At 50.0% G+C, this 15,661-nt stretch carries 13 protein-coding genes; 8 read left to right on the plus strand and 5 right to left on the minus strand.

Translation table 11 applies throughout. The annotated features are described in order from the left end of the window. The first annotated feature begins 72 nt into the window (after positions 1-72). On the plus strand, positions 73-1,047 hold the full coding sequence (hemB, locus tag B0I18_RS19995; protein WP_106524530.1) for a porphobilinogen synthase: 975 nt from the start codon (positions 73-75) through the stop codon (positions 1,045-1,047). 32 nt (positions 1,048-1,079) lie between these two features. Beyond that, the gene (gene hemL, locus B0I18_RS20000) at positions 1,080-2,369 is read left to right on the plus strand and encodes a glutamate-1-semialdehyde 2,1-aminomutase (protein ID WP_106524531.1); all 1,290 of its coding nucleotides are present in this window, start codon (positions 1,080-1,082) and stop codon (positions 2,367-2,369) included. Positions 2,370-2,407: 38 nt separating this feature from the next. Here the strand turns inward: hemL and B0I18_RS20005 are convergent, their stop codons facing one another. Continuing rightward, complete coding sequence (locus B0I18_RS20005) at positions 2,408-3,055, minus strand: response regulator (RefSeq protein WP_181358548.1); 648 nt, start codon at positions 3,053-3,055, stop codon at positions 2,408-2,410. Continuing rightward, the gene (locus tag B0I18_RS20010; protein WP_106524533.1) at positions 3,042-5,069 is read right to left on the minus strand and encodes a tetratricopeptide repeat-containing sensor histidine kinase; all 2,028 of its coding nucleotides are present in this window, start codon (positions 5,067-5,069) and stop codon (positions 3,042-3,044) included. Before B0I18_RS20010 ends, B0I18_RS20005 begins: the two co-directional genes overlap by 14 nt. A gap of 191 nt (positions 5,070-5,260) precedes the next feature. On the opposite strand from B0I18_RS20010, the gene B0I18_RS20015 reads away from it, so the two are divergent. The 6 genes from B0I18_RS20015 (at position 5,261) to B0I18_RS20040 (ending at position 11,566) form a co-directional block, all read left to right on the plus strand. Beyond that, positions 5,261-6,823: a T9SS type A sorting domain-containing protein gene (locus B0I18_RS20015; RefSeq protein ID WP_106524534.1), complete on the plus strand. Its 1,563-nt coding sequence runs from the start codon at positions 5,261-5,263 to the stop codon at positions 6,821-6,823. A 347-nt stretch (positions 6,824-7,170) separates the two neighbouring features. Next, positions 7,171-8,559: a BamA/TamA family outer membrane protein gene (locus B0I18_RS20020; RefSeq protein ID WP_106524535.1), complete on the plus strand. Its 1,389-nt coding sequence runs from the start codon at positions 7,171-7,173 to the stop codon at positions 8,557-8,559. Between the two features lie 26 nt (positions 8,560-8,585). Continuing rightward, positions 8,586-9,464 carry an NAD kinase gene (locus tag B0I18_RS20025; protein WP_106524536.1) on the plus strand — a complete coding sequence of 293 codons (879 nt, stop codon included), beginning with the start codon at positions 8,586-8,588 and terminating at the stop codon, positions 9,462-9,464. Between the two features lie 153 nt (positions 9,465-9,617). Beyond that, on the plus strand, positions 9,618-10,208 hold the full coding sequence (locus tag B0I18_RS20030; RefSeq protein WP_106524537.1) for a LemA family protein: 591 nt from the start codon (positions 9,618-9,620) through the stop codon (positions 10,206-10,208). Positions 10,209-10,252: 44 nt separating this feature from the next. After that, positions 10,253-10,717: a TPM domain-containing protein gene (locus tag B0I18_RS20035; protein WP_106524538.1), complete on the plus strand. Its 465-nt coding sequence runs from the start codon at positions 10,253-10,255 to the stop codon at positions 10,715-10,717. Between the two features lie 27 nt (positions 10,718-10,744). Beyond that, positions 10,745-11,566 carry a TPM domain-containing protein gene (locus B0I18_RS20040; RefSeq protein ID WP_106524539.1) on the plus strand — a complete coding sequence of 274 codons (822 nt, stop codon included), beginning with the start codon at positions 10,745-10,747 and terminating at the stop codon, positions 11,564-11,566. A 1,066-nt stretch (positions 11,567-12,632) separates the two neighbouring features. Here B0I18_RS20040 and B0I18_RS20045 read toward each other — a convergent pair. The 3 genes from B0I18_RS20045 to gldB form a co-directional block, all read right to left on the minus strand. After that, positions 12,633-13,430, minus strand: a complete 798-nt coding sequence (locus B0I18_RS20045; protein ID WP_106524540.1) for a segregation and condensation protein A — start codon at positions 13,428-13,430, stop codon at positions 12,633-12,635. 30 nt (positions 13,431-13,460) lie between these two features. After that, a complete protein-coding gene (locus B0I18_RS20050; RefSeq protein WP_106524541.1) occupies positions 13,461-14,483 on the minus strand; it encodes a DUF3078 domain-containing protein in 1,023 nt (340 codons plus the stop codon). Positions 14,484-14,572: 89 nt separating this feature from the next. Continuing rightward, the gene (gene gldB / locus B0I18_RS20055; RefSeq protein ID WP_106524542.1) at positions 14,573-15,613 is read right to left on the minus strand and encodes a gliding motility lipoprotein GldB; all 1,041 of its coding nucleotides are present in this window, start codon (positions 15,611-15,613) and stop codon (positions 14,573-14,575) included. Positions 15,614-15,661: the final 48 nt, after the last annotated feature.

The following is a 15,661-nucleotide window of genomic DNA, read 5'->3' on the forward strand; positions in this document are numbered from 1 at the left end:
CGGCTGCAATACCGCCGGGTTATTTACCTTTATAGCGCTTCAGCCTGGCTGAGCGCATAAAATTTCAAGACTATGCAACTTCAGAGAAGAAACCGGGTACTACGCACCAATGCGGCGATACGCAGCATGGTAGCCGAAACCGTATTGACCCCTGCCGACTTTATAGCCCCATTATTTATCGATGAGGGCGAACAGTATAAACAAGAGATTCCCTCTATGTCCGGTTATTTCCGTTATTCCATCGATCTCACTATACAGGAAGTAAAAACGCTTTGGAACCTGGGTATCAGGAGTGTATTGCTCTTTGTTAAAAGTAAAGATGAACTGAAAGACAACACCGGTAAAGAGGCCTGGAACAAGGACGGGCTGATGCAGCGCAGCATCAGGGCCATCAAGGATGCCGTACCGGGTATGATCGTGATGACCGATGTGGCGCTCGATCCTTACTCCGAATACGGGCATGACGGTATCGTAAAAGACGGCGAAATTGTAAACGACGAAACCGTTGAAGCCCTCGTACGGATGAGCCTGAGTCATGCCGAAGCAGGCGCCGACTTCGTAGCGCCCAGCGATATGATGGACGGCCGCATAGGCGCGATACGCAGCGCACTCGAAGAAGCGCAGTTTACCCGTACCGGTATTATGAGCTACAGCGCCAAATATGCTTCCTGCTTTTATGGTCCCTTCCGCGATGCCCTGGACAGCGCTCCGGGCTTCGGCGATAAAAAGACCTACCAGATGGACTATGCCAACCGGAAGGAAGCCATTAAGGAAACGCTGATGGATATTGAAGAAGGCGCCGATATAGTTATGGTAAAACCTGCCATGGCTTATCTCGACATTATCCGCGAGATCAAAGACCGGGTAACCGTACCTGTTAGTGCTTACCATGTAAGCGGCGAATATGCGATGATCAAGGCCGCGGCAAAAATGGGCTGGCTCAACGAAGAGAAGGCCGTGCTCGAAAGCCTGACCTCCATTAAAAGGGCCGGCGCCGACCTGGTGGCTACTTATTTTGCCAAAGATGCAGCCATGCTGCTCCAATAATTTCTACTGCACATAACAACTTCTGAATACTTATGATACAAGCAAAAAGCGAACAGCTTTTTTCCCGTGCCCAGCAATCGATCCCGGGCGGCGTTAACTCGCCGGTACGTGCTTTTAAAAGCGTAGGCGGTACGCCCTTGTTTATGCAACGGGCCGAAGGTGCTTATATGTACGATGCCGATGGTAACCGGTATATCGATTATATCAACTCCTGGGGACCTATGATCCTGGGGCATGCCTATGCGCCGGTGGTTAAAGCCATACAGGATAAAGTGGCTGATTCCACATCGTTTGGCGCACCTACCGAACTCGAAATCGAGATGGCCGAACTGATTAAAAGCATGGCGCCCAATGTAGACCTTATCCGTATGGTGAACAGCGGTACCGAGGCCTGTATGAGCGCGATACGCCTGGCCCGCGGCTATACCGGGCGCAATAAATTTATCAAATTCGAAGGTTGTTATCATGGTCATGCCGATTGCTTTCTCGTAAAAGCAGGCAGTGGCGTGGCTACCTTCAATATACAGCAGGTGCCTGGTGTTACGGCCGGCGTGGCCTCCGATACGCTGACCTGTGCCTATAACGACCTGGATGCGGTTAAAGCATTGGTAGCCGCGCATAAAGACGAGATCGCCGCAATCATTATCGAGCCCGTTGCCGGTAATATGGGTTGTATCCTGCCCGAACCTGGCTTCCTGGAAGGCTTGCGTACCCTTTGCGATGCAGAAGGCATGTTACTGATCTTCGATGAGGTCATGACCGGTTTCCGCCTGGCGCCGGGTGGGGCACAGCAAAGGTTGCACATCGATGCCGACCTGGTAACTTATGGTAAGGTGATCGGTGCGGGTATGCCGGTAGGCGCCTTCGGCGGCCGTAAGGAAATTATGCAGCATATCGCCCCCCTGGGCAATGTTTACCAGGCGGGCACTTTAAGCGGTAATCCATTGGCTATGATCGCCGGTTATACTTTACTTAAAGAATTAAAGGAACAGCCCGGCCTGTATGCCGCGCTGGACGAGAAGACGGCTTATCTGCGCCAGGGCCTGGATACCGTACTGCAGCAATGGGGGCAACCTTATGTGATCAACAGCCTGGGTAGTATGCTCAGTATCCATTTCAGCGAACAGCCCGTAAACGATTTTGCATCGGCTGCCGCTGCCAACAACGGGCGTTTCAATAAGTTTTTCCATGCCATGCTGTGCCGCGGTGTATACCTGCCGCCATCGGCTTTCGAAACCTGGTTTATCAGCAATGCCTTAAGTACTGCCGACCTGGACCATACGATTAAAGCCGTTGCCGAAAGCCTTGCCGAGATAAGCTAGGGGGCTGGCGTTTTCATAATATACGTTCAGGGCTGGTCTCAGGTATGGGCCAGCCCTAATTTTATGGCCTTGGCGATGAGGGCGGCGGTATTTTTTACATCCAGTTTCAGCAACAGGTTATTGCGGTGGTGATCGATCGTGCGTTTACTCAGGAACAGGGTTTCCGCTATTTCCTTACTGGTCATATTACTGGCGATCATCTGTAATACCTCCTGCTCCCTTTTGGTCAGTAAGAGATGAGGTTGACGCTGGTTGCCACCTTCACTTAAAGTTGCCTGCAATACGAGCTCCTTCAACTTGGCTTCGAGAAACTGTTCGCCGGCATATACCTTTTCTATAGCCTCGATAATCACCTCTTCGGATGCCGTTTTGAGCACATAGCCCTGCACCCCTGCCTTGAACATAGAGCGGATATAATACACGTTATCTAAATTGGTCAGGGCAATAATACCTATCGACGGATAACTCTTCGAAATAATACGGGCCAGTGTTTCGCCCGAATGATCGGGCAGGTGGATGTCGAGCAGCAGGATATGCGGCTGCCTTTGTTTCAGCCCTTCCAGCAGGCTGGCGCCATCGTTATAACCTGCAATAAGGTTAAACCTATCCAGGTAGCGGAACATATCATGCAGACCTTTCTGGATCAGCGGGTGGTCGTCTACTATAGCAATATCAATCTTTTTCATGGAGGTCATTTAAGGGTACAGGGCCGCTCTTATCCTTGCCCCGTTTGGTTTCCGGCAGGCCGGCAGGTATGTCCAGCTCTATATATACCGAAGTGCCTTTGCCCGGTGTACTGTCGATCGAGAAGGAGCCGCGGATGGACTGCACCCGTTCTTCTATATTTTTAAGCCCGAGTCCTTTTTTAGGGTTTGCCGGATCCGGTGCAAAGCCTTTGCCGTTGTCCTCGATGGTAATACTGAGCAGGGGTTGCTGGAACATAAGCTGTACCAGCACCGAGGAGGCCTGCGCATGTTTGACCACGTTGTGGATCAGCTCCTGTACAATACGGTATACGGTTACCTTATAGCTGTCGGGCAACAGGTTGAAATCGCCATAACATTGCAGGTCAAAATGAAGCCGTTGGGTCTGCCGGATATAGTTACAAAATACGCTGATTGCCTCTTCCATATTGCGGTGTAACAGTACCGAGGGCATCAGGTTGTGTGCCGTCTTGCGCAGTTCGGAGCCTACTTCTTCGAGTATCTGTCGCGTGCTGCGGTAGGTTTCCGATTCCTGTACGATACCTACCTCTTTACCCAGGGTACGCATATTGATCTGTGCCGCGGCTACCAGGCCGCCAATGCCGTCGTGCAGCTCCCTTGCTATACGCGCCCTTTCCCGTTCTTCGCCTTCAGTATCGGCCTTTAAGCGTTCTATTTCCCGTTGCTGTTCCAGGTTATCCATCTTCTGCTTCATCAGCCTTTGCCGCGAGCGATATCCTTTAATGGTAAAGAACACCAGTAATAATACGATCACGACAATAGCGACGGTAATGGTGATCCAGCGGTTCTTGCGTTCCAGGTCTTTTTGCTGTCGCTCGATCTGCAGTTTTTTCAGCAAGAGGTCCCGGTCTTTTTCCGCTGTTCTGAATTTTACTTCCTCTTCGTTGACGTGTTTAATGATCTCTGCGCCGCTTAAAGTATTGTTGAGATCGATATAGGCAATGGCATGGCGGTAAGCTTTGTCGTAATCTTTCCTGGCGCCGTAGAGCTGGGCCAGGTAATAGTGTGCGGTGCGTATATTGCCCGGCTGCTGTTGCGCCACGGCTTCATCGTATTGCCGTAGCAGGATGGGCTCTGCACGGGCGTAATCGCCCAGCAGTACGTAAGCTTGTCCCAGTGCGCCCTGCGCCAGGTTTACGCTGTAGCCCGGCAGGGTAGCGGTCATATTATTGGCGGCTTCGAGATAGGGGAGCGCCTGTTGCGGCCGGGCCTGCTCCAGGTAGGTAATGCCGATATTGGTCAGTGCCAGGTGTTCGTATACCGGTAGCTTTTTCGCCCGGGCTATGGCGAGGCTCTGGTTAAAGTAGAGCCGGCTGCTATCCCAGGTTTTAAGGGTATTGGAGGCAAAGCCCCTGTTGTTGTAGACCCGGGCAAGCAATGCCGAGTCCTTATACTGCAGCGCCGATTGCTCGGCCTTGTCTAAATAGGTCCTTACACTTTCGGGCGTACGGCCTATCTGGGTCAGCACACCCGCCAGGTTGCAGTATACATAGCCAAGATTGGCTTCCGGCGCTACTTTCGCAGCAGTGGCAATACTCTCGTAAAAGTACTTTATTGCGGTTTCATATTCTGCCCGGGCGGCATGTATGCGCCCCTGTGTAGCAATCACCTCGGGTACATAACGGCGGCCTTCTGCGGTACCCGCCAGGAGCGGTTTGGCCTGGCGCAGCAGCGGGACCGCCTTTTCGTCAAGACCCTGGGTGGTATAAATGACGCCGGCTTCGAGCAGCGACCTGCCCGTACCGGTATGGTAAGCCTGCCATTCGCTCTGCGCCTGTGTTTCGGACAACAGGCCCAAAGCCGCTCCCGGATCGGTAAGCGATAGCCGTACGGCCGAGTCGATCAGCTTCCTGATGGCGCCGGTATCCAGTACCGTGCGCATACCGGAGCTCAGCCGTCCTTTGGGTTCCTGCGCGCCGGCCGCTAAAGCGCAACAAAGCAACAACAGGATATAATACCTGGCCTTCCTGTTCATAAGCGGGTTATTTTGATCGTACAATATGGGAGCAACTAAAGTAAGCAATAACAAGGCAGCATAACCTGCGCGGGGCTAAAAATGGGTATAAATACCCATTTTCAGAATGCGGTATATGTAACAGCACAACAGGCCGGGAATAAAAATAGCTTTGTTATTCTTAAAAATTTGTTCAGAAATCAAAACTAACTATGAAAAAATTATCCTTTGTAAGTGCATTGCTCTTCCTGGGTTTGGCGGGTGGTGAAGCGGCTGCGCAATGTAGTTTTACACCCACCGTTACCCCCGGTAACGTGGTACTGTGTCCGAATGAGACCGATACCTTATGGACACAAGCCTACGACAGTTATCAATGGTACCAGGACGGCGCGGTAATACCAGGCGCCACCCTGCAATACCTCGTCATCAACCAGGCTACTGCTGCAGGTTCTTATTTTAAGGTAAGCGCCACGCAGAGCGCCTGCACCGAAATGTCGGATTCCGTACTCGTCGACGGCTGGGCCTACCTGCCCCCCTTCGTGGCGCATGGTGGTACGTATACCATCAATCCCAACGATGGTAGTTCGCTGTTATGTCCCGGCGTAGATACGATGATTCTTACCTTTTCCTACCCGGCCAATATACAATGGTTTAAAAACGGCGTAGCCATACCCGGCGCTACCACCAATCAACTGAAGATCACCGAACCCGGCACGTATATCGTGCAGGGTGCACCGGCAGTATGTCCGAATAATATCGCCATGTTGGGCGTTGATATCGATGTGTCCTATATTACAGCGCATATTTCGCCCGATGACCTGGTGCTGTGCCCCAGCGCTGTGGATACGCTTTCGGTAGACTCCGGCAGCAATTTCCAATGGTATAAAGATGGCGTATTGATTCCCGGTGCAACCAGCCAAACGCACCCGGTAGAACAATTTGCCGATGCCGGCAGCTGGTTCAGCGCAGCAGTTACGGTTATGGGCTGTAATGTACATACCGATAGCGTACTGGTCGACGGATGGGCCTTTGCTTCCTTAAGCGTATCCAGTTCCGGCAACTTTACCACCGGTGATGAGGGTGAGGCCTTGTTGTGCAGCGGCGACACCTTATTCCTCGAAGTACTGCCCCCCTATACACAATCGGTACAATGGTATAAGAACGGCGCTGTAATACCTGGTGCTAATAATGTCGTGTACAAAGCGACTGCGTCCGGGGATTATACCGTAAAAGGTTCGCCGGTCGAGTGTCCCGGCTTCTCGCAGAATAACTTTGGCTTGCCGGTAGTAGCCGAATTCCGCGCCCAGCCAGCCTTACCGGTGATTACCAATGCCGGTGGCACGCTCAGCGTTACGCCGGTAACACCTACGGTTACCTACCAGTGGTATAAGGACGGCGTTATTATACCCGGCGCTACCGGAGCTACGTATAATACCGGCGGACAGGCCGGAAGTTATACTGTAAAAGTAACAGACGGTTCGGGATGCAGTAATACTTCCGCAGCATTTAACTACAATCCTACCGCGATACATGATCCGAACGGCATTGCCGGCCAGATCAGCATTTATCCGAGCCCGGCAAAAGACAGGCTGTATATTAAATCTCCGGTAAAAGTAAATGCCCTGCTGCTGCGGGTAGACGGCGGTGTGCTCATTAACGAGAAAGACGCCCGCGCAATCGATATCAGTGGCCTGGCTGCAGGTATATACCTGTTGCAGCTGCGCGATAAGGACGGCAATTTTATAAAGGCAGAAAAAGTAATTAAAATGAATTAGGGGCTGGGAAGTGAACCACTTCTATGACCAAAGAAAGCCGTCTGTAAAGGGCGGCTTTCTCTTTATAAAAAAAAGAAGCCGGCCCGAAAACGAGCCAGCCCTATAAACCCTATCACCATGAAAACACAAAGGTAAAGAATGTACAGCCTGTTATCTATAAAAAAAATTGATCATGATATTCAGGGTAGGAGACAGCACAACGATATGCCTGCCGGTAAGGAGCGCAGGCCGGGCGAAAACAGGTTGGCCGGCCTCGTATATGAATTTCATAAAATAAAACAAAGTTGAGGCACAATTAGCTGTACAATAGTATCTTTGCGCGCCCTTTAAAACCGATCTCTATCCCTTTGCGCCGGCTTTTTCTGTTTGTATGTTTACTGTTTTCTGTTCTTGCTCACGGGCAGGCCGATACTGCCGTACCCGCTACGGAAAAATGCAATTACCTCAAAGCGATCCATATATCCGGCGACCGCAAAACCAGGGATGCCATTATCCTGCGGGAACTGAGCGTCCACACCGGCAATTGTATCCCTACGGCTGACCTAAGCAGTGTGCTTGAGCTGAACAAACTCCGGTTGTTTAACCTGCGCTTGTTTAACGATGTCAAAATTTCCTGGGAACCGCTTAGCGGCGATTCCATCAGCATGGAAATATTTGTGCTCGACCGCTTCCCGATTATGCCTGGCGGCAATCTCGAATTTGCCGACCGTAACTTTAACGTATGGTGGACGGAACAGAACCGGGACCTGCGCCGCATTAACCTGGGCCTGTCCATCAACCATAATAATTTCAGGGGTAACCGCGAGGTCATTTCCGCTTCGGCCCAGGTAGGGTATACCCAAAAGCTGGGCTTGTCCTACAGCCGGCCTTTTGCCGATAAGAACCAGCGACACGGTTACGGCGCCTCCATATTTGCCCTGCAGAACCGGGAGATTGCCTATATGACCGAGTTCAACAAACTGAAGTTCCTGCGCAGCGACCATAATTATATGCAACGCCGGCTGGACCTGGCCGCCTGGTATACCTACCGCCCGGCCTATGCCACCACCCATACCTTTGAACTGTCTTTTCACCACTATTGGATCAGCGACTCCATCAGCGAGCTTAACCCCGAATTCCTGGGTGGTGGCCGTACCCAGGAGGATGTGCTGCAACTGCGTTACCGTTTCGAATACAACGGCGTCGATAACTGGAACTACCCGCTTACCGGCAACCGTTTTATCGGTACCTTTGATCAGAAGGTTGCCTTGCTGGGCGGCTCCTGGCAAAGCAGCCTTAACCTGCATTACGACCAGTTCCTGAAGCTCAGCAAAAAATGGTATGCCAGTTTTATCCTGCGCAGCCGGGTGTCGATACCGCAAAAACAACCATATATCTTCCGGCAAAACCTGGGTTACGAGTTTGATTATATCAGGGGTTATGAGTACTTCGTGATCGACGGTTCCTGTTTCGGCCTGCTCCGGGCCAACCTGAAAAGAGAATTGCTGAACGTGCGTATCAACCTGCCCATCCGTTTCTTCCAGGTAATCCCGATAAGAGTATATGGTAAAATATACGGCGATGTGGGCGCCGGTTACAACAAATACCCCGTAAGCGATAACCTCTACAACAAGATGCTTTACTCCGGCGGCATCGGCCTGGATATCGTCACCTTATATGATATTAAAGTGAGGATTGAGTACACGGTGAACCATCTCAACCAGAAAGCTTTATATTTACACCGTAACGGAGAATAACTGCTCACCGCCAAATACAGAACATAATGCTCATTGCTTTATATAACCGTGTGTTTGAGGAATCGGACCTGCCGGTACTGAAACACACTTTCCAGGTACTGAAACAAAATAATGTACAGGTTACCGTTTTCAAAGACTTTTACGAACGGCTGCAACCCCATATCGTTTTCGAACAGACACCACTGCTTTTTACCGGTTACGGCGACCTGAGCCGCAATACCAATTTTATGATCAGCCTGGGCGGCGATGGTACCATGCTGGACGCCGTTTGTTTTATCGGCGATTCGGGTATCCCCATTATCGGCATTAACCTGGGCCGGCTGGGCTTCCTGGCGGCCATTCCCGAAAACGAGATCGATATTGCCCTGCAGAGTTTGCTGCGCGGTTCCTATACCCTCGACAAGCGTTCGCTGGTCCATCTCGACTCCAGTGTACCGCTCTTCGGCGACAGTCCTTTTGCGCTCAACGAGTTTACCCTGCACCGGAAAGACTCTTCGCAGATGATCAAGATCCATACCTACCTCAACGGCGAGTTTCTGAATACCTATTGGGCCGATGGCCTGATCGTATCCACGCCTACGGGCAGCACCGGTTATTCGCTGAGCTGTAGCGGGCCGCTGGTATTTCCGCAAACCTCCAGTTTCGTCATCACACCGGTGGCGCCGCATAACCTTAATATCAGGCCGATCGTAGTGCCGGATAATAATGTGATCTCCTTCGAGATCGAAGGCCGTACCGACAACTTCTTATGTACAATGGACTCCCGTATGGAAACCATTACCAAGGATGTACAGCTGGCGATCAAAAAAGAAAACTTCTATATTTCACTGATCCGTTTGGATGAGCATAACTTCCTGAAAACCGTAAGGCAGAAATTGTACTGGGGTATCGACAGCCGCAACTAGATTGGTACAAGACAGGTTTTGTGGGCTGCAAACCAGTCGCTTAAACCTTACCGGTTTCTACCGTATCCTGCCGTTTTTTTACCGAAAAAAAACAGGAGCAATCAAAACATTTCAATTATTTTTGAGAAAATTATTAAATTAAAAAACAAAAACATGAAAAAGGGACTCATCGCGTTACTGGTTATACTGGCCATCGTGCTGATTGGCGGTTGCCAGGCTTGCAACGTTAAAAATAATCTTGTTACCCTCGACCAGGGCGTTAAGGGCAAATGGGGTGAAGTAGAAAACCAGTACCAACGCCGCTCCGATCTTATCCCGAACCTCGTTAATACCGTTAAAGGCGCTGCTGCACATGAGCAGAACACGCTGACCGCCGTAATCGAAGCCAGGGCCAAAGCATCGCAGATCAAGCTCGATGCCAACGACCTTTCTCCCGAAAAGATCCAGGAATACCAACAGGCCCAGGGTCAGCTTACCCAGGCGCTTGGCAGGCTGATGGTTGTGAGCGAAGCTTATCCCGATCTGAAAGCTAACAGCAATTTCCTGGCGCTGCAGGACGAGCTGACCGGCACGAACAACCGGATCACCCTGGCCCGCAAAAACTTCAACGAAGCGGTAGAAACCTATAACGTACAGGTGCTGCGCTTCCCCAACAGCCTGTTTGCCGGTATGTTTGGCTACAAAGAAAAAGGCATGTTTAAAGCCGAAGCCGGGGCCGAAAAAAATCCTGAAGTAAAATTTTAAATTCTTAAAAGCGGGTAACACCGCTTTTTTCAATTATAGCCGATATGTTTGGTCTGTTTAAACCGAAAAAGAAGCCCCTGCTTTCCGCTGCCGAACAGGAGCGGATCGTAGCTGCCGTACAGGAAGCCGAACGGAATACCTCGGGGGAGATCCGGGTGTATATGGAATCCCGTTGCGCTTATGTAGACAGTATGGACCGGGCCCGCGAAGTGTTTTTCAAACTGAAAATGCAGGAGACCAGCAACCACAATGCCGTACTGGTCTATATTGCCCTTGTAGACCGGCAGCTGGCGCTGTATGGCGACGAGGGTATTCACCGCAAGACCGGCGGCGATCCATACTGGCGGCAGGAAGTACAGTTGCTGCGCCGTTTTTTCCAAGAAAACCGTATTGCCGAGGGTATTGCCACTTGTGTACAACATATCGGCATGTCGCTCTCCGAGCACTTTCCTTACGACAGTAAAACAGATAAGAATGAATTGCCGGACGATATCGTTTTCGGTGATTAGTAGGTGTTAATCTGAATCCACGGTACCATGAGTTTGTTTTCGTTTAAAAGAGTTTTTTCCTTTTGTTTATATATACTGCTGTCCTTTTCGACACTGCAGGTTTTTGCCGATGCCGACAGTGATTTCCCCAAATCGCCCAACCCGCCCCGGCTGGTTAACGATTTCGCCGGGCTGATGACGCCCGCGCAACAACAGAACCTGGAAGGACAGCTCGTGAGCTTTGCCCGCGAAACCTCCAACCAGATCACGATCGTTACCGTAAAAAGCCTGGGGCCTTACGATGTTGCCGAATATGCTACCGAGCTGGGCAACCGCTGGGGCGTAGGTTCTAAAAAGAACAAAAACGGGATCGTAGTGCTGGTGTCGAGTACCGACCACAAGATCAATATCTCTCCGGGTTACGGGCTGGAAGGCGCGCTTACCGATGCCATGTGCGGCCGTATTATCCGCAACGAAATGGCGCCCGAGTTTAAGACGGGCAATTATTACAACGGTTTTCAAAAGGCGGCCACGGCGCTGATACAGGCGACGAAAGGCGAATACACGGCTGAGAACACCAATACCGATGATGAGGGTGGCGGTGGTATTCCCGTCCTGGTGATCGTGATCATCATTATCCTGGTCATTATATTCTTCTCCTCGCGCGGCGGTGGCGGCGGTGGCAGGTATATCAGCCGCAGGGGTGGTGCCGATTTCTTTACCGGCATGATCCTGGGCAATATGCTGGGCGGCGGCGGTTCCGGCGGTGGCTGGGGTGGTGGAAGCAGTGGCGGCAGCTCGGGTGGTGGCGGATTCGGTGGATTCGGAGGAGGCAGTTTTGGCGGCGGCGGCGCAAGCGGCAGCTGGTAAATACAGATCAAGCGCAATTTCCCAATTTCCAGGGGTATTGAAAATCGAGCCTGCCGATGTGTTCCTTTATTAATTATTCAAAGAGAATAAATAGGGAGCGCTTAAGCTATCCAGGATAGATAAATGTACTATAATACCAGGTCCTTGCAGGCGAATGTGATCCGGCGAATTTCATTTTTTCTCGCAGCGAGCGCGGCGTCGCAGCGAACAGGTGCATATTGGTTATAACATATGGTCACCACCGCGTAGAAATGCTTTGCCCAACGCCCATTACATGCACTGCCGGGACGTCAAGCCAGGAAACGACCAAACATACCGACCTTTAGAAAAAGGGCGTTAATAAACCGCGTAGCGCTCATGAGCACAATAGGAAAATAAAAAATACAGCGAATAAATGCTGCAGGACGCCGTATAGAAAGAAATACAGTTCCCACAGTCTGGCCCTGTACTTTAGTTCGTTCGTCATTCCTTCGTCCAATTTTTACTAATGCCCGGACTTATTTCTTTTAGGCGTACAAGGCATTTTTAGCACTTTTTCTACAGTCTTGATTTTTGCTTCTTTGTATTAAGACAAAGAAGAATAAAAAACCAGGGTAAGTACACCGGAGTCCCCCAACTTTTCCGCTTGTTCCCTTTTCTACTTGAGCCGTAAATACAACAATCGACTATATCATTATAAAAAGAACGGCCGGGATCTTTCCCGGCCGTTCTTGTATGGTATTATAAATGTGCAGTTGTGTGTGGTGTTGGACATTGCTATATCCTGATCTCCATAATCAGGCAACCCAGGATAATAGCAAGCAGGATTCCTATAATTTTAGCTTTCATACCGATTAGTTTCGAAGCGTTAAACAGGAATGGTTTTCGGTTTATGGATAACAAATTGCGGGGAACGGGATGGGGCCGGGTGCCGGTGGAGTCCAGGTTTTATCTTCGCTGGCGGTTAAAAAGAACTGTTTTACACGGTAAAAATATAAAATATTTATTAGGCTGCAATGCGTATTTACACGTATTTCCATAAAAAAACCGGATCCGCAGATCCGGTTCGGTATATTATAGTCTTCTTCTATACTTCGGGCTCCTGTGTGGCCAGAGTATCATTTTCGCCTATATCTTCGGCACGGTTTTCATTCCACTCCACGATAAAATTGTTACGACCGGTACCGGTAAGCAGCGTCATGTATTTCTGCTGGATCAGTTCGAGCAGGGCCAGGAAGGTAAAGATCGCATGGATACGGGTTTCGCAAACGGCAAAGATGGCTTCGAACGCTGCCTTCTTCCGGGCCTGCAATTCCCGGACCAGGTATTCGCGCTGGCCTTCCTGCGAATAGTTGTACTTGACGATAACGTGCTGGGGCTTATTGTTGCGCTCGTTCAGCTTTTTGATCAGCTTTTCGAAGGTGCTCATCAGCTTATACATCGTCACGGTCTGCACTTCGGTACCTTCCGCATATTGGTTGCCGAGGTCCTCCAGCTCTTTGCGTATATTGCCCCGCTTCTGCTGCAGCAGGCGCTCAGACTCCATTACAGCCATAGCGGCCGAGGCTTCTTTAAAGCGTTTGTACTCCAGGATCTTGTCTACCAGTTCATGACGCGGATCGATCTCGTTGCCCAGCGCATCCACCTCGCGGCGGGGTAGCAGCATCTTGGCCTTAATCCGCATCAGCGTGGATATGAACAGGATAAATTCGCTGGCCAGCTCTATATTCAGGGACTCGAGTTCATGGATATAACTCAGGAAATCCTGGGTAATGGTATGAATCGGTATATTATAAATGTCCAGCTCATCGCGTTCGATAAAGAACAGCAGCAGATCGAACGGGCCCTCAAACTGGGGTAATTTTATCTGGTAGGTTGTAGACATTTTTATTGCGCTCCCCGGTATACCCGGCTTTTAGAATTTGTAATTAAAGCCGACGCTCATTACCTGTTTTACCTGCCACCAGCCAAGACCCTGGTAGGGCTCGTTTTTGTCTACCGGGTTGCCGTTGGCATCCGGGTAGGTCTTTACATAAGGCACGTCGTTGTCGTAAATGGCTACTACGCCAAAATTGATGGAAAAGTACTTATAAAATTTGAAAGAGATAAAGTTATCCCATAAGATATCGATATTACCCGGGTTATCTTTCTTAACCACCTCGCCCTGGTCGTTGGTTACATTTTTGGCCAGGTAGTTGCTGTACATATCCAGGCGGCTGCGGAAGCTGATCTGTTTTGTCAGATCTTTCACATAACGGGCCGACATGTAGGCGCCCAGCTCAAACCGCATGGTTTTGCCGTTCTCTACACCAAAAGCACCCGCTTCGTTGCGTATCGTATAGTATTTGTCGACAAAGGTAAACCGGCTGGCGGCAGGCGAGAAGAAGATACTGATCTGGCTCCCTTTGCGGTATTCGACACCCGGGGCCAGTGTGAGGTAAAGCGGCGACAGGAATTTGGAGGTAGAAAAGGTGTCCCACTCGGGGGCATCGTAGTTATAGGCTTTGGTAAACTGCGATTTGGCGTTGAACAATACGGAAAAATAGAAGTTACCCGAATCGCTCAGACGGTAGCCATATTTAGAGGTAAAGTCGATACGGTCGTCGGTTTTACGCGGTACAAAAGAGTTGGACTGCGCATAAAACAGGCCGTAGGCCGCGTCCAGGTTATTGGTCCAGAGCAGGCGGTTGTTGTACCGGGTAAGACTGCCGTTAAACAGGCCGTTCACCGTTAAAGACGCCAACTCGCCACCCGCAGCCCAGTTGTGCAATATCCCCTGGTTGATACCGATATTGAGTGTACCGTTGTATATCCAAGCCACGGTATCCACATTTTTAGTCTCTGCATTCTTCTTACTCAGCGCATCGTAATAGGATAATTGGGCGTTAGCGGAGCTACCGGCTAAAGTCAGACCTAACAGTAAAAAAATTCTTTTCATAGAATTAATTTTTAAATTTTTAGGAGATGCACAAAAACTATGCCGTTTTTATGCCGTACAGTATTGAAGAACAGGAATAAAGAAAAAACTTAGGGTTTGTATTGCGCTGCCTGCAGGATCTGCCGGGCATCTTTGGCCTCCAGTACCTCATGCATGGAAGCATGGGTTTGCGCCGCATATTTACGTACAATGTGCCAGCCGATAAAGCTGCCGGTATTGCCCGGGCTGTCGTTGGGCATACCACCCGTAGTCGGACCGTCGGTAACGAAACGCATGATCTTCTGCATGTCTTTTTCAAACAGCAGGCTGGATTTGCTCTGGTAAAAGAAATTATAGATCAGGGCTTCATTTTCATTACACCACTTTAGTTGTCCGGGGGTAAAGCCCAGCAATAATTCCGGTTTCAGACCGGGCAGTACTTTTTCCAGGAAATAAATCTCCTTGCCCCGCTGTATCATCAGTTCCAGCAGGTTCTGGTTTTCCGGGTTCCAGGGGTACTTGCTGTTATAAATAGCGCGGGCTGCCCATACCGGTATATTTTCAGGGGTAAACCTGATGGTTGCATATTCCGGGATCTGTACACGGGCATAGGGCTCGAAGCCACGACCCAGGAACATATCCAGCCCGATACCCAGGTCCGTTTCGTTATGGGTAACGGCCGTATAGAGATTAAGCCCCGACACGAAATAGTATACATGTTCCGGAACAGTAAAACTGCTGTCGTAATAACGGGTATAACGGAATACGTCTTTTAATTGTTCATCGTAAATTTTAGTATCCGGGAAGGCCTTGTTAACCGTATCGAACAGTGCACGATAATCTTTATACGTCAGGAAAGATTTCAGGAACCTGCTGGTATCGGTATAGTGCCCGTGCGTGCCGGAACTGATCAGGGTATCGAGATAAAAGTCGAGAAAGCCGGGGTACTTTGCTTTAAGCCGGGTTAAGCCTTCAGCAATATGATTGGTATCTATTGCCGAAAAATCGCGGTAAAAGGGATAAGACTTATACGGAACGGTTACGGTACTCACATCCGGGGCTTTTTGCGTAGTGCCGCCTCCGCAGGAAGACAAAATAAACAGGGATGCAGCAAGCATAGCCGCCCATATAACCAAACGTATATAATTCATTATATGCTTATATCTTTTTTTCAGCGGCAAAACTAAGCAATTTATACT

Source organism: Taibaiella chishuiensis (assembly GCF_003014535.1).
GTDB classification, from domain to species: Bacteria; Bacteroidota; Bacteroidia; order Chitinophagales; family Chitinophagaceae; genus Taibaiella; species Taibaiella chishuiensis.